This is a genomic window from Ralstonia insidiosa, assembly GCF_008801405.1.
Lineage (GTDB): Bacteria > Pseudomonadota > Gammaproteobacteria > Burkholderiales > Burkholderiaceae > Ralstonia > Ralstonia insidiosa.
The window spans coordinates 714,195-739,594 of sequence record NZ_VZPV01000002.1; the positions used below are offsets into that span (position 1 = coordinate 714,195).

At 64.1% G+C, this 25,400-nt stretch carries 23 protein-coding genes; 12 read left to right on the plus strand and 11 right to left on the minus strand.

The features are described from left to right. The first annotated feature begins 106 nt into the window (after positions 1–106). Both F7R11_RS20000 and F7R11_RS20005 read left to right on the plus strand, forming a co-directional pair. Positions 107–1,000, plus strand: a complete 894-nt coding sequence (locus F7R11_RS20000; protein WP_064808439.1) for a DMT family transporter — start codon at positions 107–109, stop codon at positions 998–1,000. Between the two features lie 109 nt (positions 1,001–1,109). Next, positions 1,110–2,162 (plus strand): LacI family DNA-binding transcriptional regulator, encoded by a 1,053-nt coding sequence (locus F7R11_RS20005; RefSeq protein WP_064808436.1) that lies wholly within the window; start codon positions 1,110–1,112, stop codon positions 2,160–2,162. A gap of 6 nt (positions 2,163–2,168) precedes the next feature. Here the strand turns inward: F7R11_RS20005 and F7R11_RS20010 are convergent, their stop codons facing one another. The 5 genes from F7R11_RS20010 to F7R11_RS20035 all read right to left on the minus strand — a co-directional run bounded on the left by F7R11_RS20010 (position 2,169) and on the right by F7R11_RS20035 (position 8,642). Beyond that, positions 2,169–3,095, minus strand: a complete 927-nt coding sequence (locus F7R11_RS20010) for an NAD-dependent epimerase/dehydratase family protein (protein ID WP_064808433.1) — start codon at positions 3,093–3,095, stop codon at positions 2,169–2,171. Between the two features lie 310 nt (positions 3,096–3,405). Then, positions 3,406–4,605, minus strand: a complete 1,200-nt coding sequence (locus tag F7R11_RS20020) for a sugar ABC transporter permease (protein WP_064809107.1) — start codon at positions 4,603–4,605, stop codon at positions 3,406–3,408. Between the two features lie 13 nt (positions 4,606–4,618). Next, positions 4,619–6,166 carry a xylose ABC transporter ATP-binding protein gene (locus tag F7R11_RS20025; protein ID WP_064808431.1) on the minus strand — a complete coding sequence of 516 codons (1,548 nt, stop codon included), beginning with the start codon at positions 6,164–6,166 and terminating at the stop codon, positions 4,619–4,621. A 42-nt stretch (positions 6,167–6,208) separates the two neighbouring features. Beyond that, positions 6,209–7,219, minus strand: a complete 1,011-nt coding sequence (xylF, locus tag F7R11_RS20030; protein WP_021193255.1) for a D-xylose ABC transporter substrate-binding protein — start codon at positions 7,217–7,219, stop codon at positions 6,209–6,211. 31 nt (positions 7,220–7,250) lie between these two features. Then, positions 7,251–8,642 carry a carbohydrate porin gene (locus F7R11_RS20035; RefSeq protein WP_064808429.1) on the minus strand — a complete coding sequence of 464 codons (1,392 nt, stop codon included), beginning with the start codon at positions 8,640–8,642 and terminating at the stop codon, positions 7,251–7,253. 310 nt (positions 8,643–8,952) lie between these two features. Here F7R11_RS20035 and cynS point away from each other — a divergent pair, with 310 nt between their 5' ends. Further along, positions 8,953–9,396, plus strand: a complete 444-nt coding sequence (gene cynS, locus F7R11_RS20040) for a cyanase (protein ID WP_064809106.1) — start codon at positions 8,953–8,955, stop codon at positions 9,394–9,396. A gap of 4 nt (positions 9,397–9,400) precedes the next feature. Here cynS and F7R11_RS20045 read toward each other — a convergent pair whose 3' ends face one another. Then, complete coding sequence (locus tag F7R11_RS20045; protein WP_021193262.1) at positions 9,401–10,240, minus strand: FadR/GntR family transcriptional regulator; 840 nt, start codon at positions 10,238–10,240, stop codon at positions 9,401–9,403. Between the two features lie 192 nt (positions 10,241–10,432). On the opposite strand from F7R11_RS20045, the gene F7R11_RS27085 reads away from it, so the two are divergent. From F7R11_RS27085 to F7R11_RS20080, 8 genes are all read left to right on the plus strand, one after another. After that, complete coding sequence (locus tag F7R11_RS27085; RefSeq protein WP_021193263.1) at positions 10,433–10,585, plus strand: hypothetical protein; 153 nt, start codon at positions 10,433–10,435, stop codon at positions 10,583–10,585. A gap of 16 nt (positions 10,586–10,601) precedes the next feature. Then, positions 10,602–11,801 carry an ABC transporter substrate-binding protein gene (locus tag F7R11_RS20050; protein WP_064808427.1) on the plus strand — a complete coding sequence of 400 codons (1,200 nt, stop codon included), beginning with the start codon at positions 10,602–10,604 and terminating at the stop codon, positions 11,799–11,801. Between the two features lie 61 nt (positions 11,802–11,862). Continuing rightward, on the plus strand, positions 11,863–12,720 hold the full coding sequence (locus tag F7R11_RS20055; RefSeq protein ID WP_064808425.1) for a branched-chain amino acid ABC transporter permease: 858 nt from the start codon (positions 11,863–11,865) through the stop codon (positions 12,718–12,720). Beyond that, positions 12,720–13,688 (plus strand): branched-chain amino acid ABC transporter permease, encoded by a 969-nt coding sequence (locus F7R11_RS20060; protein ID WP_064808423.1) that lies wholly within the window; start codon positions 12,720–12,722, stop codon positions 13,686–13,688. Before F7R11_RS20055 ends, F7R11_RS20060 begins: the two co-directional genes overlap by 1 nt. After that, positions 13,685–14,455, plus strand: a complete 771-nt coding sequence (locus tag F7R11_RS20065) for an ABC transporter ATP-binding protein (RefSeq protein ID WP_064808421.1) — start codon at positions 13,685–13,687, stop codon at positions 14,453–14,455. The genes F7R11_RS20060 and F7R11_RS20065 overlap by 4 nt, the downstream gene beginning before the upstream one ends. Beyond that, positions 14,455–15,162, plus strand: a complete 708-nt coding sequence (locus F7R11_RS20070) for an ABC transporter ATP-binding protein (RefSeq protein ID WP_064808419.1) — start codon at positions 14,455–14,457, stop codon at positions 15,160–15,162. Before F7R11_RS20065 ends, F7R11_RS20070 begins: the two co-directional genes overlap by 1 nt. 12 nt (positions 15,163–15,174) lie before the next feature. Next, complete coding sequence (locus tag F7R11_RS20075) at positions 15,175–16,425, plus strand: Zn-dependent hydrolase (RefSeq protein ID WP_064808418.1); 1,251 nt, start codon at positions 15,175–15,177, stop codon at positions 16,423–16,425. A gap of 16 nt (positions 16,426–16,441) precedes the next feature. Next, a complete protein-coding gene (locus F7R11_RS20080; RefSeq protein ID WP_064808416.1) occupies positions 16,442–17,917 on the plus strand; it encodes a M81 family metallopeptidase in 1,476 nt (491 codons plus the stop codon). Here the strand turns inward: F7R11_RS20080 and F7R11_RS20085 are convergent. Together F7R11_RS20085 and F7R11_RS20090 are read right to left on the minus strand one after the other, a co-directional pair. After that, positions 17,848–19,047, minus strand: a complete 1,200-nt coding sequence (locus F7R11_RS20085) for a cupin domain-containing protein (protein ID WP_197495056.1) — start codon at positions 19,045–19,047, stop codon at positions 17,848–17,850. The genes F7R11_RS20080 and F7R11_RS20085 overlap by 70 nt on opposite strands. A 99-nt stretch (positions 19,048–19,146) precedes the next feature. Further along, positions 19,147–20,502 (minus strand): polyhydroxyalkanoate depolymerase, encoded by a 1,356-nt coding sequence (locus F7R11_RS20090; RefSeq protein WP_064808414.1) that lies wholly within the window; start codon positions 20,500–20,502, stop codon positions 19,147–19,149. Between the two features lie 279 nt (positions 20,503–20,781). Here F7R11_RS20090 and F7R11_RS20095 point away from each other — a divergent pair, with 279 nt between their 5' ends. Beyond that, a complete protein-coding gene (locus tag F7R11_RS20095; RefSeq protein WP_064809105.1) occupies positions 20,782–21,441 on the plus strand; it encodes a glutathione S-transferase family protein in 660 nt (219 codons plus the stop codon). Positions 21,442–21,456: 15 nt separating this feature from the next. Here the strand turns inward: F7R11_RS20095 and F7R11_RS20100 are convergent, their stop codons facing one another. The 3 genes from F7R11_RS20100 to mqo form a co-directional block, all read right to left on the minus strand. Beyond that, positions 21,457–22,710 (minus strand): NAD(P)/FAD-dependent oxidoreductase, encoded by a 1,254-nt coding sequence (locus tag F7R11_RS20100; RefSeq protein WP_064808412.1) that lies wholly within the window; start codon positions 22,708–22,710, stop codon positions 21,457–21,459. Positions 22,711–22,723: 13 nt separating this feature from the next. Next, positions 22,724–23,086, minus strand: coding sequence for a RidA family protein (locus F7R11_RS20105; RefSeq protein WP_021193275.1), 363 nt, complete (start codon positions 23,084–23,086; stop codon positions 22,724–22,726). Positions 23,087–23,505: 419 nt separating this feature from the next. Beyond that, the gene (gene mqo, locus F7R11_RS20110) at positions 23,506–25,143 is read right to left on the minus strand and encodes a malate dehydrogenase (quinone) (protein WP_064809104.1); all 1,638 of its coding nucleotides are present in this window, start codon (positions 25,141–25,143) and stop codon (positions 23,506–23,508) included. Positions 25,144–25,400: the final 257 nt, after the last annotated feature.

A 25,400-nucleotide genomic window follows, 5' to 3' on the forward strand; every position in this document is an offset into this window, starting at 1 on the left:
TTGGCGCGCTTTGTCGCTTTCGATGCGTTAAATTGTCTGGTTTGCATTATATGTTCTGAACCAGACATCACTACACTTCGGCCATCGTCTGATAACGGAGGCCATCGTGCCTGTGCTGTATCCCCTGCTGGCGGTGTTGATCTGGGCCGCCAACACCATCGTTTCAAAGGCCGCGGCCGGTGTGCTGGATCCGGCGGCCATCTCGCTCTACCGCTGGCTACTGGCGGCGTGCGTGCTCACGCCGTTCTGCGTGCGGCCGCTGTGGCGCCAGCGTGCGCAAGTGGCGGCGCAACTGCCGCGCTTTGCCGTGCTCGCGCTGCTGGGCATGGTGATGTACCAGTGCCTGGCCTACTACGCCGCGCATAGCACGAGCGCCACCAACATGGGCGTGATCGGCGCGTTGATCCCGATGCTGGGGCTGATCCTCAACGTTGCAGTGTTTCGCCAGCCCGTGGGCATGCAGGCGGTGACGGGCGTCGTGGTGTCGCTGCTGGGCGTGCTGTATCTGCTTGGCCGCGGGCATCCGGCCACGTTCCTTGATGGTGGCGTCAACCGCGGCGACGTGCTGATCCTCATTGGTGCAACGTCATACGCGCTGTACAACATCCTGTACCGACGCTGGGCGCTGCCGTTCGGGCAATGGCTCAATCTGTACGTTCAGGTGCTGATTGCCGTCGTTTTTCTGGTGCCCGTGGCCTTCACCGCGCAGAGTCTGGCGGTTCCGCGCCAGGGCATCGGGCTCGTGGTGTTTGCGGGCATTGCTTCATCGATTGTCGCGTCGTATCTGTGGATGCTGGGCTTGAAGCGCATCGGCGCCGAGCGTACGGCGATCTTGATGAACTTGATGCCCGTCTTTACCGCAGCCATGGCGGCGGTGATGCTGGGCGAGACTGTGCACGGCTATCACTGGATCGGCGGTGGGCTTGTGCTGCTGGGGGTGAGTCTGGCGCAGGGCATCGTCCGTCTGCCGATCGGGCGACCGGGCTTGAGCCCACGCTGATTTCGGCCATCACGGCACAGTGGTTGGCGGTAAAATTGGGAAGCACGACGGGCGCTTGAGGCGCCCGCCGCGTTTTCCAGAACCCCCTTCGCCAGACCATCGCTAGACCATGAAGCGCAGCGCCCGCACTGGCAACACCAGCGTCACCGTCGATGATGTTGCCGCGCATGCGGGCGTGTCGATCAAGACCGTCTCGCGCGTGCTGAACCACGAGCCCAACATCAGCGAGAAGACGCGCGCCAAGGTGGTCGAGGCGATGCAGACGCTCGACTACCGCCCCAATCCCGCTGCCCGCCGCCTGGCCAGCAAGCGCGCCGACATCATCGCGCTGGTCTACGACAACCCCTCCGACAACTACATCGTCAACATCCAGCACGGCGCGCTCGAAGCCTGCCAGGCGCTCGACTACAGCCTGCTGCTGACGCCCTGCAACTACCGCGATCCGAACCTTGCCGAGCAGATCATCCAGAGCGTGCGCCAGCGCGCGCTGGCCGGGTTGATCCTGACGCCGCCGGTGTCGGATGTGGCGTCGTTGGTGCATGCACTGGACGAGGCCGGCGTTGACTACGTGCGGTTGGCGCCCGCCGATCGCCAGCACAAGGGTTTGTCCGTCAACACCGAAGACCGTGCCGCCGCGCGCGATATGACGCTGCACTTGATCGGCCTGGGCCATCGCCGCATTGGCTTTGTGGTGTGCGATCCGGACCACGGTGCGGCATACCAGCGCGTGTTCGGCTACCGCGATGCGATGGCGCAGGCGGGTATCGCTGTTGATGAGCGCCTGGTAGAGCAGGGCGAGCACTCGTTTGAATCCGGCGTGGCCTGTGCAGAGCGGCTGCTGTCATGCGAGCCGCGTCCGACCGCCATCTTTGCCGGCAACGATGATATGGCCGCCGGTGTACTGCGCGTGGCGCAGGCGCGCGGCATCAAGGTGCCCGAAGAACTCTCCATCTGCGGCTACGACGATACACCGCTGTCGCGCCAGTTGTGGCCGGCGCTGACCACCGTGCGCCAGCCGATTCAGGCGATGGCGCATGCCGCGGTGGAACAGCTCGTGGCGATTCACCGCCCGCACCTGCCGGGGTTGAAGCCGCATTCGGTGCACGAGAACCTGCAGTACGAACTCGTGATCCGGGAATCGACTTGCCCGCCGGCGCGGTGATGTTGGTTACGCCGGCTGCTTCAGCAACGCGTATAGATCATCCTGCGGGTCATAGCCAAGCAACCGGCGGCCGGTCTCCAGACCCCAATCCATCCCCTTGTTGTTCGACACGCCATTCACGACAATGGCCGGTGCCGGCCAGCGTGCGGGGTCGGCCGTGACGGAGCTCAGGAACAGCCGGCGCAGGTCGCCGTTCGACAGCCACATGTTGCGGAACCAGCGCAGTGCGATGCGGCTGGCTTCATCGGACACTTCGGTGGGCACGGGCGTACCGGCGGTGCCGGAGTAGTTGATGTCGTTCGGGTCGTTCTCGTCGGGCAGCGCCCAGCCGATGCGCAGCGACACGATCGACAGCTTGCCGCCTGTTGCTGCTGACACAGCACCCACCGCCTTGCACAGCCGCTCGCCCATCGCCTTGGAGGTACCGTAGGCGAGCGAGTAAACGTCTTCGATGCCGTTGTTCCAGCGCGTGCCGGGTGCCGGGGCCAGCTCGGCGGTGAGTTGGCCGGGGCCGATGGTGCCAGCCAGCGGTTGGTCCTTGTACGCGCCCATTGCATGGTTGGATGAGGCGAACACGAAGCGCCGCACGCCGCGCGTGGCGGCCGCCTCCAGCACGTTGAGCGTCATGCCGTACGAGGCCAGCGCCTGCTCCCACGTCGCATCGGGCGTGGAGTGGATGGCAGCCAAGTGGATGACGGCATCGACGTTGTTCAGCAGGTCGGTCCACGCGCCGTCGGCTTGCGTGAGATCCGCCTGGACCCATTGAAAGCGCTGAGCCGCCTGCGGCGAGAACTCGACGTTCTGGGCGACCCAGTCGACGCCGATGATGGACGTGCACCACGGGGCCGAGGCCAGCGCTTCAACGACTTTGCGGCCGAGGTTGCCGGCTACGCCGGTGACGAGTACGCGAGCAGGGGTTTGGTAGTCAGCCACGATGTTGGATTTTGCTTGTGTGTTTGATTGGAGCTTGGGCCTGGTGGTCCATCCCCCGTTTCACCCCCTGCCGGGGGCGACTCACTTTCTTTGTCTTGCCAAAGAAAGTAAGCAAAGAAAGGCGCGCCCGAGATGGCGACTTCCCCTTGAATTTGTGTCACCGGGCGGAGAAGGAGGCAAACTCGCTTCGCTCAGACAAGCCTCCTTCTTTTTTCCGCCCGCTTACAAAAATTCAAGGCGCCATCTAGGGCCGGAACGTCAACGGCCGAACCGTCTCTGCGTTTGTGTTGGCGCCGGGGTTCGTGTGTTGTCAGCCACGGTTCGAGCCAGACAGCACATCGATCCACACCGCCAGCACCAGCACCACGCCCTTGACGATCATCTGCCACGAGGCGTCGACGTTCATTTGCTGCATGCCGTTGTCGAGGCTGGCCATGACCAGTGCACCGATCAGCGCGCCGTATACCGTGCCCGAGCCGCCGCGCATCGACGTGCCGCCGATGAAGCAGGCGGAGATGGCATCCAGCTCGCCGCCCACACCGGCCGACGGCGAACCGGCGGCTGAGCGCGCCGTGGTGATGATGCCCGCGAAGGCACACATCAGGCCCATCAGCACGAACACCAGCAGCTTGACGCGGCTCACGTTCACGCCGGACAGGCGCGTGGCTTCTATGTTGCCGCCCACTGCGTAGACGTGGCGGCCGAACACGGTTTGCGTGGCCACGTACGAGAACACCGCCAGCAGGATCAACAGGATCAGCACCGGCAGCGGCACGCCGTTGGCCTGGTTGAGCACGGCGACAAAACCGAACGAGGCCGCCGCAATGGCCAGCAGCTTGAGGCCGTCAGCCCACAGCGGTGTGAGCGCCAGTTGCAGGCGGGCACGCTCGCTGCGGCGGCGCACCGTCAGCACGACGGATATGGCGACGATGACGGCCGCCAGCGACCACGCCAGCCACGCCGGCACGAAGCTCTGCGCGATGTTGACGAGGTCATCCGGCACCGGTGCAATGGTCACGCTATCGGTGCTCCACTGCAGCACGCCACGGAAGGCCAGCATGCCGCCCAGCCCGACGATGAACGACGGCACGCGGAGTTTGGTGGTGATGAAGCCGTTGAACCCGCCGATGACGGCGCCCGCCACAAGCACGGTGCCCACTGCCAGCCACGTGTTCCACCCGAGATTGACGGTGAGGATGGCGACCAGCCCACCCAACAAGCCGAGCAGTGAGCCAACCGACAGGTCGATCTCTCCGGCGATGATGACGAACACCATCCCGCAGGCCAGCATGCCCGTCACCGACATCTGCAGGAACAGGTTGGAGATGCTGTTGGGCTTGAGGAACGTGCCGTTGGTCTGGAAGTAGAAGAAGATCCAGATGAGCGCCACGGCCAGCAGCAGGGCCAGCACTTTGTAGCGCACAAACAGTTGCTGGATGGCACGGCTGTCCATACGCGGACCACCGCCGCCACCTTGGCGGGCGAGTTGGGATTGCAGGATGTTCGACATGGCGAAGCTCTGTTCAGGCAGCTTGGGGCTGCGGTTCAGCATTGATGGCGGCGGCCAGGATGCGCTCCTGGGTCAGGCCTTGATTGACGAAGTCGCCGCGCACCTGGCCTTCGCCCATGACCAGGACACGATCGCTCATGCCCAGGATCTCCGGCATTTCGGACGAGACCATGATGATCGCCACGCCGCTGGCGGCCAGGTCGGCAATCATCTTGTAGATGTCGTACTTGGAGCCGACGTCCACACCGCGCGTGGGCTCGTCGAGGATCAGCACCTTTGGCGCGGCCAGTACCATCTTCGTCACCACGGCTTTCTGCTGGTTACCGCCCGACAGGCTGGCGATCGACAGCGCGGGGCTGGCGGTCTTGATGCGCAGGCGCTTGATTTCGCGGTCGACGGTGGTGAGTTCAGCGCCCTTGTCCACGCGCACGCCACGTGCGTACTGCGCCAGCGTGGCGAGCGTGATGTTCTCGCCCACGCCCATCAGCGGCACGATACCGTGGCGCTTGCGATCTTCAGGGACGAGGCAGATGCCGTTGGCGATGGCCTCGGCAGGTGAGTTCACCTTGACGGGCTTGCCTTCCATGATGATCTCGGCGGACGAGCGGCCAGGGTAGGCACCGAAGAGTGCCGACACCATCTCCGTACGCCCCGCACCTACCAGGCCGGCAATACCGAGGATCTCGCCACGGCGCACGGCAAAGCTCACGTTGTCGGCGCGCTTGCGGTTGGGGTTACTGATATCCCAGCAGGTGACGTTGCGCGCTTCCAGCACGACTTCACCCACGGTGTGTTCCACCTTGGGGAAGAGCGAGGTCATCTCGCGGCCGACCATCATCGTGATGATGTTGTCGACGGTCATGTCGGCGGCGGGGCGCGTGCCGATGTGCTTGCCGTCGCGGATGACGGTGATGGTGTCGCACACGCGTTTGACCTCATCCAGCTTGTGCGAGATATAGACGCACGCGACGCCGCTGCGCTTGAGGTCTTCAATGATGTGAAGCAGCACCTCGATTTCCTTGGCGGACAGCGATGACGTCGGTTCGTCCAGGATCAAGAGGCGTGCGTTCTTGGCGAGCGCCTTGGCAATCTCGAACAGCTGCTGGTGGCCGCTGCCGTAGTTGCTTACGGGCGCGGCCACGTTCACGTCGGTCAGGCGCAGGCGGGCGAGAAGCTGTTCGGCCTTGGCGTGCATGGCGTCGTAGTCCATGCGGCCCCCGGGCTTGGTGATCTCGTTGCCGAGGAAGATGTTCTCCGTGACGGAGAGCTGCTGCACCAGCATCAGTTCCTGATGGATGATGACGATGCCTGCACGCTCGCTGTCGCGCACGGAATGCGCGCGCAGCGGTGTGCCGTCCCATTCGATCTCACCCTCGAAGGTGCCGTAGGGGTAGACCCCTGACAGCACCTTCATGAGGGTGGATTTTCCGGCGCCGTTCTCCCCGCACAAACCGACGCATTCGCCGGGCTTGACGGCCAGGCTCACGCCGTCGAGCGCGCGCACGCCGGAGAACGACTTCACGATGTTGCGCATCTCGAACAGGGTGCCGTTACTGCTCATGGCGTCCTCCTACTGACTACGACTGACGACTGCATCAACGGCTTACTTGCCGAAGATCTGCTGGTGCGTATAGAAGCCGTCCTTGACGACGGTGCTGTCCAGGTTGTCCTTGGTCAGCAGGGTCGGCGTCAGCAGCACGGTGTCGACATCCTTCTTGCCGTTGTTCAGCTTGGTGTTGAACTTGGGCGCGGTGCCCTTGACCAGATCGACGGCCATCTCGGCAGCCGTGGCGGCAATCTCCTTGATCGGCTTGTACACCGTCATGGCTTGCGTGCCTTCGGCCACGCGGCGCACGGCGGCCAAGTCGGCATCCTGACCCGACACCGGCACTTTGCCCGCCAGTTTCTGGCGTGCCAGTGCCTGGATGGCGCCGCCGGCCGTACCGTCGTTGGACGCGACAATGCCCTGGATGCTGTTGTTGTTGGCCGTCAGCGCATTCTCGACAATGTTCTGCGCCTTGGAAGGGTCCCACTCCGGCGTCCATTGCTCGCCGACAATCTTGATGTCGCCTTTGTCGACCAGCGGCTTGAGCACCTTCATCTGGCCTTCGCGCAGCAGGCGCGCGTTGTTGTCGGTGGCGGCGCCGCCCAGCAGGAAGTAGTTGCCCTTCGGGGCCAGCTTGACCACGCCCTGTGCTTGCAGCTCGCCCACTTTTACGTTGTCGAAGGTCACGTAGCCGTCCACATCCGCGTTGAGGATCAGGCGGTCATACGACACGACCTTGATGCCCTTCTTCTTGGCGCTGGAAATCGCGTTGCCCAGCACCTTGGAGTTGAACGGCACGATCACGAGCACATCGACGTTTTGCGCAACCAGGTTTTCGATCTGGGCGATCTGCTTGGCTTCGTTGGCGTTGGCCGATTGCACGTTGACGGTGGCACCCAGCTTCTTGGCAGCGTCGACAAAGTAGTCGCGGTCATGCGTCCAGCGCTCGACACGCAGGTCGTCGATCGAGAAGCCGATGACCGGTGCTTCCTTGCTGGCATGGGCCGATGTCGCGGCAAAGCTCAGGACCGCCGCAGCGGCAATGGTGTTCAGTACACGGGAAATCATGAGAGGTCTCCTGTTGTGCATAAGGGTGTTCTTAGAACGTGATGCCCGTTTTCAGGCCGATCACGAACGCGTTCTTGTTCTGCGTGGTACCGCCCGGATGCAGGATGTACTGCAGATTAGGACGGAAGTACACAGAGGGCACAGGCGAGTAGCTGTAGTACAGCTCGCTCACGTATTCGTAGCCGTCACCCACCGCAGTATTTGAACCGGTACGGGCGTTGACTTGGCGTACATAGTCCGCATAGCGGCCATTGTTGTGCGTTGCGCCGACAGCAAAGCCGATGGTGTCGGCCAGGCGATCAAACGGCCCCTTGTACTGCACGCCCACCGAGAGTTGGTGATCGGTTTGCGCGGTGTTGCGGTCTGCCTGCGAGAAGTTCAGGAACACCGTGGCACCGCGTCCGCCGGCCGTGCCGGTCACTTGCTGCTGCAGGTTCAGGTAGGCGCCATATTGGCCGCTGTGCTGCTTGGCGTCCAGGCCGGTGATGCCGCGCGGGTTGCCGTTGACGTCTTCGTACAGGTCGCGGCCATTGGACGTGTTGTACCAGACGCCTGCCTTGTACGAACCCGGCCGACCGTCGATGTTGGGCAGCCAGCCGAACTCCAGCGGGATCAGTGCGCCGGTGGTGCCACCCGGGTTGTTCAGCTTCCAGCCGTTGCGGCGGGCCCAGCCGTCATCCACGTAGTTTGGGTTGACCTGGTACACGCCGATCTGCGCGTAGGTTTCGGCCGAGGTGTGCACCTTGGCGCGGGCACCCCATTGGCTGGTCGGCCAGTTCACCCAGTAGCTGCCCACCAGGTTGCCAGGCTGCGAGCCGCAGAACGTCAGGTTCTGGAAGTCGCACGAGAACGAGAAGAAGTCTTCGCCCACCGTCACACGGCCGGCCTTGATTTCCAGGCGGTCGTTGAGCAGTTTCTGGTTCAGCCAGAACTGCGTCAGGTGCCAGGTCTGGCCGCGGCCATAGACCTCCTGGATCAGCATGTTGTTGCCGATGTTCGCATCGCTGCCGAGGTTGCGGCCGTTGCGGTCAGTGATGGTGGCCTGGAACGTGGCGCCTTGCCAGCCCGTGAGCTTTTGCATGTCCAGCGTGGTGCCCATCACCCACTGGTCTGTGTAGCGCGTGAGGTGCTCGGTGCCGCCGCTGAAGTTGTGCGCGAGTTCGCTGCCGTAGCCGAGGTTGAACGTCACACCCTGATCGGCCAGGCGGGTGCGCAGGCCACCCCAGTCGCCCAGTAGGTAAGGGCTGGTGGTGACGTCGTACGCGTGGGCGCTGGCTGCACCGAGCGCCAATACGGCGGCAGCGATGGCCGATGCGCCCAGGCGCTTGCTACGGGATTGACGATGTGCGGCCTGATCTGCAACCGATCGACGCGCGGGCTTCAAGGGCCGCGGCGAGGCATCGAAGCGGGGTTCGAGCTCCATGGACTGTCTCCTGATATTTGGTCCCGTCTGCCTTGCATGACAGCGGTGTCAGCGTTCTGTTCTCAATGGTGTGGCGGGCTGACGGACGCAAGAATGGCCACAATTGACAGCGCTGTCAATCTCGGGGTTTGCCCTAGTCCGAGGCCGATCTGCAGCGTGTTGAGGAGGCGATGGGGTGGTTGTTGCGATGCGGCAATCGCAGGCGAACCGGCAGTTGCCGCCATGGGCGCGGCGCTTTGTGCATGGCATCGACCTTGCTCATGCTGCGCGTCGCTTTCTTTTTCTTTTCTTTCGACCCAAGGAGCCGCACATGCAACGCGAAGACGTGACCGACCTGATCGTTCTGCAGAAGATCAAGAAGCAACTGACGTGGGCGCAACTGGCCGAGGTGATCGGCCACAGCAAGGAGTGGAGCACCGCTGCACTGCTCGGCCAGATGACACTGACCGAAGCGCAGGCGAATGCCGTGGGTGTGGCGCTGGATTTGCCGGAAGAGGCGATCGCATTGCTGCAGGTGCCGCCCTACAAAGGCTCGCTGCCCACCGCCGTGCCGACTGACCCGTTGATCTACCGGTTCTATGAGCTGATCAGCGTATATGGCACCACGTTCAAGGCGCTGATCCACGAAGAGTTTGGCGACGGCATCATGAGCGCGATCGACTTCAACATGGACCTCACGCGCGAGCCTGACCCCAAGGGCGATCGGGTGCGCATCGTGATGAGCGGCAAGTTTCTGCCGTACAAGACCTACTGAGTGCTCACGCGTCTTCGCTATCGTCGTCGTGCTCGTCGATGAGCGGACGGCCGCGGCGCGGCATCTCCGAATCCAGCACCAGGCGGCCATGCACGCGCCCGTTCATGCGCGTGACGTGGTGCGTGCAGTCTTCCATGTGCGAGGCCATGAGTTCACGCACGCGCTCGGCATCGCGTGCACGCGCGGCCTCGTAAATCTGCCGATGGAACTTGACGGTGGACGCCCCGAACTTGGCGTGATCCTTGGGTGAGGTCTCGTTGCCGAACACCACCAGTTGCCGCAGCATTTCGTTGATCAGCTCGCAGCAGAACCGCAGCATCGGGTTGGGGTTGGCGGCGGCCAGGATGTCGTGAAAGCTCAGGTCTTCCTGGCGTTGGTCCAGCGGTGCAACGGCCTTGGCGGAAGCCGGGTCGCACAGGTCGATGGTGTGTTCGAGCGCATGGAAGTCGTCTTCGGTCAGGTGCGGCACGGCACCGGCGGCCAGTTCGGGCTCCAGCAGGCGGCGCACGGTGTAGACATCCGCAATGCCGATGTCTTTGAAGAACAGGTAGTTCTGCATGAGCTGGAACGTGCGGTCGAGCGGCACCTCGACGATGGTGCCGCCGCCGGCAGGCCCCGTGCTCACGCTCACCAGCCCTTGCACTTCCAATGACTTGAGCGCCTCGCGGATAGTGCCCTTGCTCACGCCAAAGGTCTCCTGCAGCTTGATCTCCTGCGGGAGTTTGTCGCCGGGCTTGAGGTTGCGCTGTGTGATCAGCCGCTTGAGTTCTTCGGCAACGAGGTCGGCGCGCTTCTGCTTGCGGATGCCGATCGACGCCGTCTTACCTGCTCCGAGTGTGGCCATGGATTCCGTTCCTGAGTTGCACGCATTCTAACTGCGGGGTCGTGCCGCGCGGCCTGACCGACGTGGTGCATGCATGCCCTTCGAGCGTGCGCACGCACCGTATTTCTGCATCCTCGCCCGGTACTTCGACTGCACACACCTTGGCGTAAACACCGACGGCTTCGCCGTTGACGCGGCGCGGATGCGGCTTCTATGATGATTTCGCCTATTTATCATAACAAATATAAAGAACTGGTCTGGTTCTTGCTCGACACGATGGTCGGCGAAAACCTCGCCGGTAAAGGCCAGGAGGAGGCGCCGATATTCGATATGGGTGGCTCCAAGCGCTGTTCTGTACCCACGTGAACCCAAGGAGTGCGCTTTGAATCGTCGAGACTTGCTCAAACTGGCGGCGCTGTCCGCTGTGCCCGCGTCGGTGCTGCATGCCCGTTCTGCGTTTGCTGCCGATGCCATCGAGTTGGGCTGCCCGGTGCCGATGTCCGGGGCGTTTGCCGCCAACGGCAAATTTGCCGACCTGGGCATGAAGCTGGCCGTGGAGCAGTACGGCAAGGTGCTCGGACGGCCGCTTGTGTATAGCGTGCTCGACACCGAGGGCAAGCCGGCCACGGCTGTACGCAAGGTTCAGGAACTCGCGCAGCAGAAGAACGCGCGCTACTTTGCGGGTGGCATCCTGTCGTCCGAATCGCTGGCGATGGGTAAGGAGGCGGAGAAGCTTGGCGGCGTGTTCATCACCACCGCCGGGGCCGATGAAATTACCGGCAAGGACTGCAACCGCGCGACGTTTCGCTGGTCGGTGCCGACCTACGGCGCCATCGAACGCACCGTGCGCCCGTTGATCGAATCGATGCCCAAGGCCAAGCGCTGGTACACCATCACGCCGCAGTACGTGTTTGGCGACGGGCTGCTCTCGGCGGCCAAGAACATCTTCAAGGAAAAGGGCATTGAGCACGTCGGCAACAGCTACCACGCGCTCACCGAGAAGGAGTTCAGCGGCTACCTGACCAACGCGATGGCCGCCAAGCCCGATGTGCTGCTGATCCTGAACTTCGGCTCGCAATCGTCCGACACGCTGCGCCAGGCGGTGAGCTTCGGCATGAAGAAGAACGTGACGATCCTGGTGGCATGGGCGTCGGGGCTGGAGCAGTTCGAATCGCTTGGCGCAGACCTGTGCGACGGCGTGTACTTCGGCGCGCAGTATTGGCACGACGTGGATACGCCCGCCAATCATGATCTGGTGAAGCGCACGCAGGCCGCGTTCAAGGCCAATCCGAACTACAGCCTGGCGGGCTCGTACACGTGCACCAAGATCCTGCTCGACGCGATGGTCAAGGCGGGCAGTGCGGACCCGAAGGCCGTGATCGCCGCGCTGCAGGGCATGAAGTACGACGGCCTGACCGGCCCCGAAGAGATTCGTGCGGCCGACCACCAGGTGCTCAAAAACTACTACCTGCTCAAGGGCAAGCCCAAGAGCCGCATGAAGGACAAGGACGATTTTGCTGACGTAGTTGCTGTCGGCAAGGCGTTCCTGCCCGCCGAACAGACGCAGTGCAAGCTGGCTTGATCTGCCGACCGCCCGCGCTTGATGTGAGTTGCGGGCTTCTGTCTTCCTGAATGCGATCCCAATGAACGTCTACCTGCTCCAGGTCGTCAACGGCGTGGGGATCGGCATGCTCTACTTCCTGCTGGCGGTAGGGCTGTCGATCATCTTCGGGCTGTTGCGCTTCGTCAATTTCGCCCACGGCGCGTTCTATGCGCTGGGTGCGTATCTCTGTTTCCAGGCCCTGCAACTGGGCATGAATTTCTGGATGGCGCTGGTGCTGGCGCCCATCGTCATCGGCGCGCTGGCGTGGGTGACGGAGAAGGTGCTGCTGCGCCACGTCTATGCGCAGGCGCATGAGTTCCACATCCTCATCACCGTGGGGCTGGCGCTCGCTGTTCAGGAACTCATCATCGTCGCGTGGGGGCCGCTGGGCGTGGATGTGCCGCCGCCCGATGCGCTGCAAGGCGTGGTGATGTGGGGTGATTTTGTCTACCCCAAGTACCGGCTGTTCGTGATCGGTTTCACCGCCGTACTGGCGACCGGGCTGTGGTGGCTGCTGGAGGGCACGCGGCTCGGCAGTGCGGTGCGCGCGGGCAGCGAATCGACCGAGATGGTGTCGCTGCTCGGCATCAACGTGTTCCGCCTGTTCAGCCTGATGTTTGCACTCGGTGCCGCCACGGCGGCGGTGGCGGGCGTGCTGGCTGCACCCATCCGTGGTGCGGAACCGTTCATGGGCGTGGAGGCACTCGGCATCGCCTTCGTCGTAGTGGTGGTGGGCGGCATGGGCAGCTTTGCGGGGGCGCTGGTCGGCGGCCTGCTGGTGGGCATCGTGCAGAGCCTGATGAGCACGCTGTGGCCCGAGGGCGCGCGGCTGATGATCTATGTGGCGATGGCAGCGGTGCTGCTGCTGCGCCCGCACGGCCTGCTGGGGAGGGGATGATGCAAGGGTTAGCTCATGGATTCGCGCGCTACCGCTTCTGGTGGTTGTCGCTGGGTGTGACGCTGCTGCTGCCGCTGGTACTGACCTCCGGCACCTTGGCGACGGAAGTGCTGGTCTACGCGATGGCCGTGATGGCCTGCAACCTGCTGCTCGGCTATACGGGGTTGCTGTCGTTCGGGCAGGGCATCTTCTTCGGGCTGGGCAGCTATGCGGTGGGCGTGGGCCTGACGCAGTTGTCCTTGCCGATGCCGGTGGCGATCGGGCTGGCGGTGGTTGTGGGCGCAGTCGTTGCAGCGGCGGTGGGGTGGTTCGCCATCCGTCAGCGCGGCACGTACTTCGTCATGCTCACGCTGGCCTTCTCGCAGATGTTCTATTTCCTGGCCTACACCACGCCATCGCTCACAGGTGGGGACAACGGTTTGCTCGACATTCCGCGCCCCGCGTTCACGGCATCGCCGTGGGCGTTCTATGCATTCGTGGCGGTGCTATTCCTGATCGTGTTCTTCCTGGTGCAGCGCGTGACGGAATCGGTGTTCGGCCGCACGCTGCTGGCGATTCGTGACAACGAAGAGCGCGCACTCGCCGTCGGCTACAACGTGCGTGCGTTCAAGCTGCTCGCCTTCGTGATCTCGGGTGCGGTCACCGGCTTGGCTGGCGCGCTGCACGCCATGCTCACGGGCATCGCGCCGCTGGCCAACATCGATTACCACGTCAGCGAGATGATCCTGGTGATGACCGTGATTGGCGGCACCGGCAATGTGTTTGCCTCGGTGCTGGGCGCGGCGTTCTATGTGCTGCTGTCGGACTGGCTCTCCAGCCTGTGGCCGCGGTGGTTGATGCTGCTCGGCTTCCTGCTGATTGCAGTGAGCCTGTTCATGCAGCGGGGGCTGTTCGGGTTGGGGCAGAAACTGTGGCAACGCGTGCGTACGCCGCGCAATTCACCTGCTGTTCAGGAGGAACGCGCATGAGCACCACGCCCATCCTGCAAGCCACTGGCATCGTCAAGCAGTACGGCAAGTTCACCGCGCTGGGCGGCGTGGATTTGCGCGTACTACCTGGCACAGTGCACTCCGTCATCGGCCCCAACGGCGCGGGCAAGACCACGCTGTTCCACATGCTCACGGGCACGCGCATGATCACCAGCGGCACCATCGTCTTCGATGGCCACGACGTGACGCGCGAGGCCGACTACCAGCGCGTGCAGCGCGGCATCGCACGGTCGTTCCAGGTGACGAGCCTGTTCCCGAGTTTGTCGGTACGCGAGAACCTGCGCCTGGCAGCGCTCGGTACCACGCCGCGTCGCGCCATGCACGGTTGGCGCTTGCCACAAGGCGATCTGGCCTGCACCGACACGGTAGACCGCGTGCTCGATCGGCTTGAGCTGCCGCGCCTGGCCGACACACCGGCCGCCGCTCTGTCGCACGGTCAGCAGCGCCGCTTGGAAGTGGGCATGGCACTGGCCGCCAACCCGCGCGCGATCTTCCTCGACGAGCCGACTTCCGGCATGGGTGTGGATGACCTGCCCGCCATGAAGGCGCTCATCCGTGGCCTGGCGCACGACCACACCGTCGTGCTGATCGAGCACAACATGGACATCGTCATGGACATCTCCGACACCATCACCGTCATGCAGCAGGGCAAGGTGTTGATGGAGGGCACGCCCGATGCTGTGCGCGCCGACCCGCGCGTGCGTGCCGCCTACCTCGGCAACATGATCACCGGAGGCAAGAAGTGATGACGGCGATCCTCGACGTGGAAGACCTCCACGGCTACTACGGCAAGAGCCACGTGCTGCAGGGCGTCGCGCTCACCGTGGGCGAAGGCGAACTCGTGACGCTGCTCGGCCGCAACGGCGCGGGCAAGTCGACCACGCTCAAGGCGATTGCCGGTGTGGTGACGCCGCGCGGGCACGTGCGCTTTCGCGGCAAGGAGATCGCCGGGCAGCCCGCACATCGCATTGCCGCGCAGGGCCTGTGCTTGGTGCCGGAGCACCGCGGCATCTTCAAGCTGCTGACGGTGGAAGAGAACCTGAAGCTTGGCGCGCGGCGCGATTCGCCGTGGCAACTGGCCGACATCTATCGCATCTTCCCGCGCCTGCACGAACGGCGGCGCAACGGCGGCGCGAACCTCTCCGGCGGTGAGCAGCAGATGCTGGCCATCGGCCGCGCGCTGATGAACCACCCGCGTCTGCTGATGCTCGATGAACCGGTGGAGGGCTTGGCGCCCGTCATCGTGGAAGAGATCGTCGCGCAGTTGAAGGTGATCAAGCAGGCGGGCGTGTCCATCCTGCTGGTGGAGCAGAACCTGGAGGTCTGCACGCAACTGGCCGACCGCCACGTGATCATCGAACAGGGGCGCGTGGTCTACACCGGCACCAACGACGCCTTCCGCGCCGACGATGCGATCAAGGACCGCTACCTCGGCGTCGGTCTCGCTGCCTGAACGGAGTTCCCCATGACAACAACCACACTCGACACGACTTTGCGCGTCTACGGCGCACGCCTCTGGAACACGCTCATGCAGCAGGCCAGTATCGGCGCCACGCCCAAGGGCGGCGTGCGCCGCCTGGCGCTGACGGATCTCGACCGCCAGGGCCGCGACTTCTTCGTCGCGCAGGCCGAAGCCGCCGGCTGCACCGTGCGCGTGGACGCCATCGGCAACCTCTTCGCGCGCCGCCCCGGCCGCAACAATGCGCTGCCGCCCGTGATGACCGGCAGCCACATCGATACGCAGCCCACCGGCGGCAAGTTCGACGGCAACTACGGCGTGTTCGCGGGCATCGAGGTGGTGCGCACGCTCAACGACGCGGGCATCGAAACCGAAGCGCCCATCGAAGTGGTTGTGTGGACCAACGAAGAGGGTTCGCGCTTTGTGCCGGTGATGATGGGCTCTGGCGCCTTCATCGGTGAGTTCACATTGGACGCCGTGCTGGCCGCGCAGGATCGCGACGGCGTGACCGTAGGCGAGGCGCTGCGCAGCATCGGCTATGCGGGGACGGAAGCGGTGGGCGGCCGGCAGGTCGGCGCGTATTTCGAAGCGCATATCGAGCAAGGCCCGGTGTTGGAAGCGCACGCCACCACCATCGGCGTGGTGACGGGCGCGCTCGGTCAGCGCTGGTATGACGTGGTCTTGACCGGCATGGAGGCGCACGCCGGGCCCACGCCGATGGAGTTGCGTCGCGATGCGCTGCTGCCTGCAGCAGAACTCGTCGGCATTGCCAACCGCATCGCACTGGAGCGTCCGCCGCATGCACGCGCCACGGTGGGCTGCCTGAGTGTGCATCCCGATTCGCGCAACGTGATCCCGGGCCGCGTATCGATGACGATCGACTTGCGTGCGGCGGACGATGCTGTGCTCTCAGACATGGATGCCGCGCTGCACGCCGCCGTGGACGAACTGCGCGCCCGCAGCGGCATCGACATCGCACTCAAGCAGGTCGTCTACTTCCCGCCGCAACCGTTTGATGCGACGTTGGTGAACGCGGTACGCAACGGCGCGCGGCAGCTTGGGTTGTCGGAGATGGACGTCATCAGCGGCGCGGGCCACGACGCGGTCTACCTCGCCCGCGTCGCACCCACTGCAATGATCTTCGTGCCATGCAAGGACGGCATCAGCCACAACGAGATCGAAGACGCCCGCCCCGAACACCTGGAAGCCGGCTGCAACGTGCTGCTGCACGCCATGCTGCAAGCTGCTGGCCGCTAATCACCAACACACGCCCATGCGCATCCTGATCGCCCGCTTCAATCACGAGACCAACACGTTCTCGCCGGTGCCGACGCCGCTGGCGTCGTTTCATCCGCGCTATGGTGCCGACGCCTACCGTGCCGCCAAGGGCACGCGCACGGCGGCCGGCGCCTTCATCGACTTGGCCGAGGCGGCAGGCGCGGAGATCGTCGTGCCCGTCATCGCCGGGGCCAACCCGAGCGGGCGCGTGGCCGCCGAGGCATACACGACGCTGTGCGACGCTATCGTCGCGGCGGCGGCCGGGTGCGATGCGCTGATGCTCGACCTGCACGGCGCGATGGTCGCCGAGAACAGCGACGACGGTGAAGGCGATCTGCTTGAGCGTCTGCGCGCCGTGGTGCCCGATGTGCCCATTACGGTTGCGCTTGATCTGCACGGCAACCTTACACAGAAGTTCATCGACCTGGCGGACATCGCGGTCAGTTTCAAGACGTATCCGCACGTCGACATGTATGAGACGGGCGAACACGCTGGTCGGCTGTTGTTGGACAAATTGGCCGGGCGTGCGAACCCGGTGCTCACGTGGCGCCGCCTGCCGATGGTCACGCATACGCTGCGCAGCCGCACCGACGAAGGGGCCATGCACCGCGCCGTGGCGCTGGCCAAGCAGGCGGAGCAGGACGGCATGCTGGCCGTGTCGATACTCGCGGGCTTCGGGCTGGCAGACATTGCCGCGCCGTGCCTATCCATCGTGGTGGTCGGCAATGGCGATGCACGAGCCGCCGATGTCGCCGCCCAGCGCATTGCCGACGCCATCTGGGCCGACCGCGAAGGCTTTGTCTATCGCTCGGAACCGCTCGCCGAATCAATCGCCCGCGCCGCCGAGTTGGCCGCCACGCCCGGAAAGGGCCCCGTGCTGCTGCTCGACCACGGCGACAACTGCATGTCCGGCGGCACGTGTGATGACATGCACGTTCTGCACGAAGCGTTGAAGCAGGGGTTGAGTGGCATCGCCGTTGGGCCCGTGTGCGACCCCGAAGCCGTCGCCGCGATGATCGAGGCGGGTGTCGGTGCCACCGTCACGCTGCCGGTGGGCGACAAGGTGCCGCTCACGCAATTGGGCGTGTACCCGGTCTCACGTGTGTTGAAGGGCAAGGTCGCTGCCATCAGCGACGGCGAATACATCATCACCGGGCCGACCTACACCGGCCAGCGCATTCGCATGGGGCGCACGGCGCTGCTCGACATCGGCGCGGCGCAGGTGGTCGTCACCGAAACGCCGCAGGAGCATTGGGACCTCGGCATCTTCACGCACATCGGCGTGGACCCGCATGCCGCGCGCTTCGTGCTGCTGAAGTCGCGCATGTATTGCCGGCCCGTGTTCGTGCCGATTGCCAAGGCCGTGGTCGAGTGCGATGGCGGCGGTGTGACGAGTTCCGACTACAGCCGCTTTCCGTTTGCCGCGCTCAAGCGGCCGGTGTTTCCGTTGGATGTCGCGACTGCTTCGTAGAGATACCCAACCGGCTTACCCTCGGTCCGCTGCGGGCGCGTCTCGGTCTTGGTAATGATGCGGTCCGCCAAGCCGTCGATCTCTTCGCATTGCGCGCGCGTCCAGCTCCGCAGTTGTTCGATGTTCTTCAGCAGGCCGAGCCGAAGAATTTGCGTGTCTTCGCCCATGCCGACGAGCGCGGCCGAATGCTGGCCCGCCGTCACCACGTCGCCGGCGGTCAGTTCAAAGACATTCCCCGCGCCATCCTTGAATGTAGCCGTCCCGCGAATGACGCGGTAGATGACCACCTCGCCCTTCGAGAACGAGGCCGCGTCGACCGCGCCCGCCTGGCTCTTGGGCAAGCTCGATTCACCGTGCGGGTCGGTGGCGATGAGGTGTCCTGTCACAAGCTGGCCGCTGGGCGCTTCGATGCCGGTGTCGCGCACGTACACCGGTTCGGGCGAGCGGATGGAATCGCCGGCCAACGGCCTGTAGAGCGCATGCAATTCCAGCGGGTCTTGCACCCAGAAGCCTGCGCCTGCCGGCCGATCATGCACCGGATGGCTCCAGGCAATGCGCGGCGTTTCGGCTTCGTTGATCAGTGCCGACGGCACAATCGTCGGGTTGGGAAACGTGGTCGGATCGGTGATGAACGCCTCGAGAAACTTGCCTGAGCACCCCATGGAAAGTGCATCGGGCACCACGGTTTGCGGCGTGCTCAGGTTGTCTTCCGTAGACAGGCCCGACCACGTGTAGAAAAGCTGCCGATGCACGATCGCGCTTTGCAGGATCACCGAGCCGGGGCCGACGTAATGCAGTCGGCCATCGTAGTCGAACGTAAACACGCCCGATGTGACCAGCACGAACTGAAAGGCGCCCGGCGGCAGATGCAGGTGGAAATCGGTCGGGCCCGTGTCTTCCAGGTAGATCGGCCGGTTGGTGGCGACCTCATGCAGCAGAAAGGCTTCGTTGTTGGCGGCAAAGCCTTCGTCGGCGCGGCTGTACAGCGCCTGCGGGCGATAGGTCGCCTCGTACTTGGCATTCTGGCGGCGATCGATGGCAACGAAGTCGCCCGTATTGAGGCGGATGGGGTTGCCGCCCGGATGCAACAGGCTCGAAGCGCGTTGGGACTCCGTGGTGTGAGTGTTCATCGCAACCCTCCGTGAATCGATCAACGTCGATGGAGCATGACCTGCTCGGATTCGATACTCGCCCGTCCAAATTACGCCTCGCTGACACGGACCCTGGCGTCAGTTCGTGACCGCCATCTTGCGCGAGCGCCTGCGCGTGACGGCCTGGCTCGACGTTTGTGCATTGAGCAGCGCCCACAGCGTGACGCGGTGGGCGTTGTCTGCGTCGCCGGCGGTGGTGCTGGTATCGAAGGGCTCGTTGTCGTGGATAGTGGCGCGCACAATCGGGTAGATCTGCTTTTCCCATTTGCTGCCGTTGAACACGCCGTAGTGCCCCACACCGGCCTGCACGTGGTGTGTCTTCAGATACGGCGGCAGCCCCGAGCACAGGTCTTGCGCGGCCACGGTTTGCCCGACCGCGCAGATGTCGTCCTTCTCGCCCTCGACCGTCAGCAGAGCGGTGCGATGGATTGCCGCCGGCTCAACCAGCCGGCCGCCGACCATCAACTCGCCGCGCGGCAGTGCGTATTGCTGAAACACCTTCTCGACCGTTTCCAGATAGAACTCGGCGGTGAGGTCGCATGTGGCGAGGTATTCGTCGTAGAAGGCGCGGATCGTGTTTGCCTTGGCAGGGTCGCCCTTGGCGCGCTGGTAGTACAGCTCTTCAAACGACTGCGCGTGGCGATCCGAATTCATCGACATGAACGCGCTCAACTGCACGAAGCCCGGATACACGCGGCGCTGCTCGCCCACAAAGCCGGGCGGCACGACGCCGATCAGGTTCTTCTCGAACCATTCGATCGGCTTGCTGTTGGCCAATGCGTTGACTGCAGTCGGCTCCACGCGGCAATCGATGGGGCCGGCCATGAGCGTGAGGCTGGCCGGCTGCGCAGGGTCGTTGTCAGCAGCCATGAGCGAGACCGCCGACAGTGCGGCCACGGTCGGCTGGCAGATGGCCAGCACGTGTGCGTCCGGGCCGATGTGGCGGATGAAGTCGATCAGGTGGCCGACGTATTCATCAAAGCCGAAGCGCCCGGCTGAAAGGGGAATGTCGCGCGCGTTATGCCAGTCCGTCACATACACGTCGTGATCGGCCAGCATCGTGCGCAGCGTGCCCCGCAGCAGCGTGGCGAAGTGGCCGGACAAGGGCGCGGCAACCAGCACGCGCGGTTGCCTCGCGGGTGTGACCTTGCGGAAATGCACGAGGGTGCCGAATGGCGTTTGCATCACGGCGTCTTCCACCACCGGCACCGCCTGGCCGTCGACCTCCACGCTGTCGATGCCGAATGACGGGCGGCGGTGCGTGATCGCGCTGCATTCCAGCAGTTCGAGCCAGGCATCGAGCGCGCGGCCAGTCGGGTGCTCGGTCGAGGGTGGCCATTGCGCCATCGCCAGCCGCGAGAACGAGGCCCACGCCCGCGCGGGCCGCAGGCTTTCGGAGAGCCACTGGTAGAAGGGATACGCGAGCATGTTCATGGCGATTGCGTCGCAGCGCACGTGAATGCGCGTGAATGCAAGTAAGGCAGGTCAAGCGAAGCAGGCAATACGTGTGCCAGCTCAGATGCCGGTGGGCGTGAAACCGCATGCACGCTGGTGATGACTGGCACAGGCTTTGCGCGGCATCCACGCGGGGCGCGGCGAGGCCTGCGCTCTTGCAGCGCACGGGTGCAGACAGCGCACCGGCAAGGTGCCCGGCGCAGGTCTTGCACCGGATTGGAAAACGGGATGGAAAACGAAAAACCCTGGGGGACCGAGATGAAATCCGCCGACCTGGCCACGCTCACCATCAGCAGTCGCAATTATTCGTCGTGGTCGATGCGCGGCTGGCTGCTTGCCAAGCTGAGCGGCCTGCCGTTCGAGACGGTGAGTGTGCCGATCGACGCCTCATCGCGTGCGGAATTGCTGCTGCTGTCACCATCGATTCTGGTGCCGTGCCTCACGCACGAGGGCCGCAAGGTGTGGGACGTGCTGGCGATTGCCGAATACCTCAACGAACTCTCGCCCCAGGCCAAACTGCTGCCCGCCGACCGACATGCCCGCGCACACTGCCGCGCGATCTGCGGCGAGATGCATTCGGGCTTCAGCGCACTGCGCTCCGCACTGCCGATGAACTTGCGCGCACATTTTCCCGGCTTCCGCATTTGGTCGCGCGCGCAGCACGACATCGAGCGGATCACGCTCATCTGGCGCGAGTGCCTCGCACAGTACGGCGGCCCCTGGCTGTTTGGCGAGATCAGCATGGCCGACGCGATGTATGCGCCCGTCGTCATGCGATTCCTGACCTATGACGCCAAGCTCGATCCGGAGATCGCCGAGTACTGCATGCGCGTGCTCGCCCACCCGCACGTTGCCGAATGGATTGCCGGGGCAAAGGCGGAGAAGGAAGATATTGATGAGTTGGATATGGAGTTCTAGGGCGGGCTTGTCTAGCTAGCGCGCCGAATCCCAGAAGCGTTCTGCCCGGAACGGGCGAACATCCACGGTCGGTGTTTCGCCCGTCATCATTTCCGCAATTAATCGCCCGGTGATGGGGCCCAACGTCAGGCCGTGGTGGGCATGGCCAAACGCAAACCACATGCTCGGGTGGTGCGGTGCCTGCCCGATGATCGGCAGCATGTCGGGCGTGCAGGGGCGGGCGCCCATCCACGGCTCCGCATCCACGCGCTCGGCCAGCGGGAAGAGCTTGCGCGCGACGGGCTCGACGGCTTCCAGCTGCACGGGCGTCTTCGGCGCATCACGGTGCGCGAGTTCCGCGCCTGTGGTCAGGCGAATGCCGCGCGCCATCGGCGCCAGCACATAGCCGCCGTCGGCATCGAGCACCGGGTGGTTCAACTGCGTGCCCGCTGTGGGCGCGTAGTGCATGTGGTAGCCGCGCTTGACCGCCAGCGGCAGGCTATAGCCCAGGCGCGAGGTGACCACGTCCGCCCACGGGCCCATGGCGATGACGACGTTGTCGGCGCGCAGTTCGCCTTCCTTGCTGCGCACCAGCCACGGTGCGTTGCTTGTGAGCGAGTTCGCATCGCCTTCAAACAACTGGCCGCCGATCTGCTCGAAATAGTTTGCATACGCTGTTACCAGCGCGTTGGGGTCGCTCACGGAATCGGCTTCCGTGTAGCGCAGGCCACCCAGTAGCGATGGGTCCAGATGCGGTTCAACCGTGCGCAGGCGTGCGGGGTCGAGCGTTTCAAAGGCGACACCGTATTCGCGCTGCCAGCGCTCGACGGTGCGGGTTTCCTCGTCCTGCGTAGCCGCGTTGCGGAAGACCTTGATCCAGCCGCTCGGGCGGATCAGGTCCGTGGCGCCGGCAGCTTCCGCCAACGCGCGATGTTCGGTCACACTATGCGCGATGAGCGGCGCATATGCCCGCGCGATGGCGGCATGCCGACCGGGGTGCGAGTTGCGCCAGTAGCGCCACAGAAACGGCAGCAATCTGGGCAGATCGCCCAGGTGGTAATGCACGTCTGCCGACGTATTGCTTGCGTAGCGCAGCAGCGTCGGCAGATCGCGTGGGAAGGCATACGGATAGACGCCCTCGCGCTGGATCAGCCCGGCGTTGCCGAACGACGTCTCAAAGCCCGGTGCCCGGCGGTCAACCAGCGCGACGGCGCGCCCGCGCTGCTGCAGGTGCACCGCCACCGATACGCCGACGATGCCGGCGCCCAGCACGATGGTGTCAAAGCGCATGCGTGATCTGCCTTTAGCCCTTGGCCAGCGCCGTGACGGCGATCTCCACGTCAATGCCCGGGCGCATCAGGCCCGACTGCACGCAGGCGCGCGTGGGCGCGTGGCCGGCTGGCACCCAGGCTTCCCACGCGGCGTTCAGCTCGGCAAAGTGCTTGGCGTCGGTCAGCCAGATGTTGGCCGAGATCAGGCGCGTCTTGTCGACACCGGCTTCGGCCAGCAGCGCATCGATGCGGCCGAGGATGTTGTTGGTCTGCTCGGTGACGGACTTGAAGTCGAACGCAGCGTCGGGCACTTGGCCTGCCAGATGCACGATGCCGTTGGCGATCACGATCTGGCTCATGCGGGCGTTGGTGTGGAAGCGTTGGATGTCGGACATGTGGGGGTCGGGAGGGTAACGGGTGAAAAGAACGCCGATGGTAGCGCGCCTGCCTGACTTGCGCAGGGAGCGGCTCGCCAGCACGTCAGGTATGACCCGCCGCTAGCTGCCATGTCATTGCAGATGAGGATGTTGACGCTGGTGGGCTCCGGTGTCGCATTGGTTTGCCCGGCTAGCACAAGGCTCAAGGTGGAGCAGGCACAGCGGCGGGCGGCGTGGGCGCGTATCGGCTTTGATCGAATTTGCAGCGAGTGTAAGGAGCTTGGTTCCTCAGGACGCATGCAAATGATTGGGGCCACTATGTGGGAAGGACATATGGGCTGGCTGCGTGGGCACGGATGTGCGGCAGCCCGGCGACATCATCTGAGCAAAAAAAAGCTCAACGGCTGTTGAGCTTTTTGTATGTCCATCGCCGCAGGTTACAGCGCCATCTCTGCTGCTGCCTTGGCGGGTTGCGGTGCAGCGGGTTTGGCGGCTGGCGCCACGTGCAGGTCAATCTGCGGCGGCGGGTTGAGCTGCAGCACTTCGCTGGTGTTCGCCCACTCTTCGTAGACCTTGGCTGGGCTGTCGTTCAGCTTGGTGCCGTAGCTCGGCACGATCTGGCGGATCTTCTGCTGCCAGGCCGGCGTGGCCACCTTGTCCTTGAACACCTTCTCCAGCACGCTCAGCATGATCGGCGCCGCAGTCGATGCACCCGGCGATGCGCCGAGCAGACCCGCGATGGTGCCGTCCTTCGACGCGACGATCTCGGTGCCGAGCTTGAGCACGCCGCCCTTGGCCTCGTCGCGCTTGATGATCTGCACGCGCTGACCGGCTTGCCACAGGCGCCAGTCTTCCTTCTTCGCGTTCGGGAAGTATTCCTTCAGCGCGTTGAAGCGGTCGTCGTCCGACAGCATCAGCTGGCCCGCCAGGTATTCGACCAGCGGAAACTCGTCCACACCCACGTGCATCATCGGCATGACGTTGTGGGTGTTCGTGCTGCGCATCAAGTCCAGATACGAGCCGTTCTTCAGGAACTTGGTCGAGAACGTCGCAAACGGCCCGAACAGGATGATGCGCTTGCCGTCGAGCACGCGCGTATCCAGGTGCGGCACCGACATCGGCGGCGAACCGACCGACGCCTTGCCATACGCCTTCGCCAGATGGCGCTTCACCACCTCGGGGTTGTCGGTGACGAGGAATGAGCCGCCCACCGGGAAGGCGCCATAGTCGCGCGCTTCCGGAATGCCCGATGCCTGCAGCAGCTTGAGTGCGCCACCGCCCGCGCCGATGAAGACGAACTTCGCATCAATGTCCTGCTGCGCGCCCGACTTCAGGTTGACGTACGACACGTGCCACGTGCCATCGGCATTGCGCTTGATCTCGCGCACCTCGCTGGAGAGCGACAGCGAGAAGTTCGGCTGGCTTTGCAGATAGCCGACAAACTGGCGCGTGATCTCGCCAAAGTTCACGTCGGTGCCCACTGGCATCCACGTAGCCGCCACCTTCTGTGAGCGGTCACGCCCTTCCATCATCAGCGGCACCCACTTGCTGATCTGGTCGAAGTCTTCCGAGTACTGCATGCCGCGGAACAGCGGGCTCGCCTGCAGTGCCTCGTAGCGCTTCTTGAGATAGCGAACGTTTGTGTCGCCCCACACAAAACTCATGTGCGGGGTGGAATTGATGAACGCGTGCGGGTTCTTCAGCACGCCGTTCCTGACCTGCCACGCCCAGAACTGGCGCGAGATCTGGAACGATTCGTTGATCTCGATGGCCTTCGAGATATCGATCTTGCCGTCCGGCTTCTCTGGCGTGTAGTTCAGCTCGGCCAGCGCGGAGTGGCCGGTGCCAGCGTTGTTCCAGCCGTTGGAGCTTTCCATGGCAACGCCATCGAGGCGTTCCACCATCGTCATCGACCAGCTCGGCTCCAACTCGTGCAGCCAGACACCCAGCGTCGAACTCATGATGCCGCCGCCCACCAGCAGCACATCGACCTTCTTGGCCTCATCTGCGTGCGCGGACACCGTCACCAGGCACACCACGACCGCTGATACGACCCTTCGTATTGCTTTGATCACCACAACTCACTCTCTCACACAGAAAACGCCCCGGCCGCGAACGCATGCCGAAGCCTGACGCCTCACATCGAGGCGTTTACAAAAATCGGTTCAGCCGATGCCAGCGCGTCTTCAAATCACACCGCGGAGGTGAAAATTGCTGCACCACAGCGGGGCATGTATGCAACCCGCTGCATGGCTTGGTGGCAGGTCTGGCGGGGAGCCGGCGGCGGGCGATCGGCGGCGTAATATAACCGAAATTGACGATTTTTATTGCT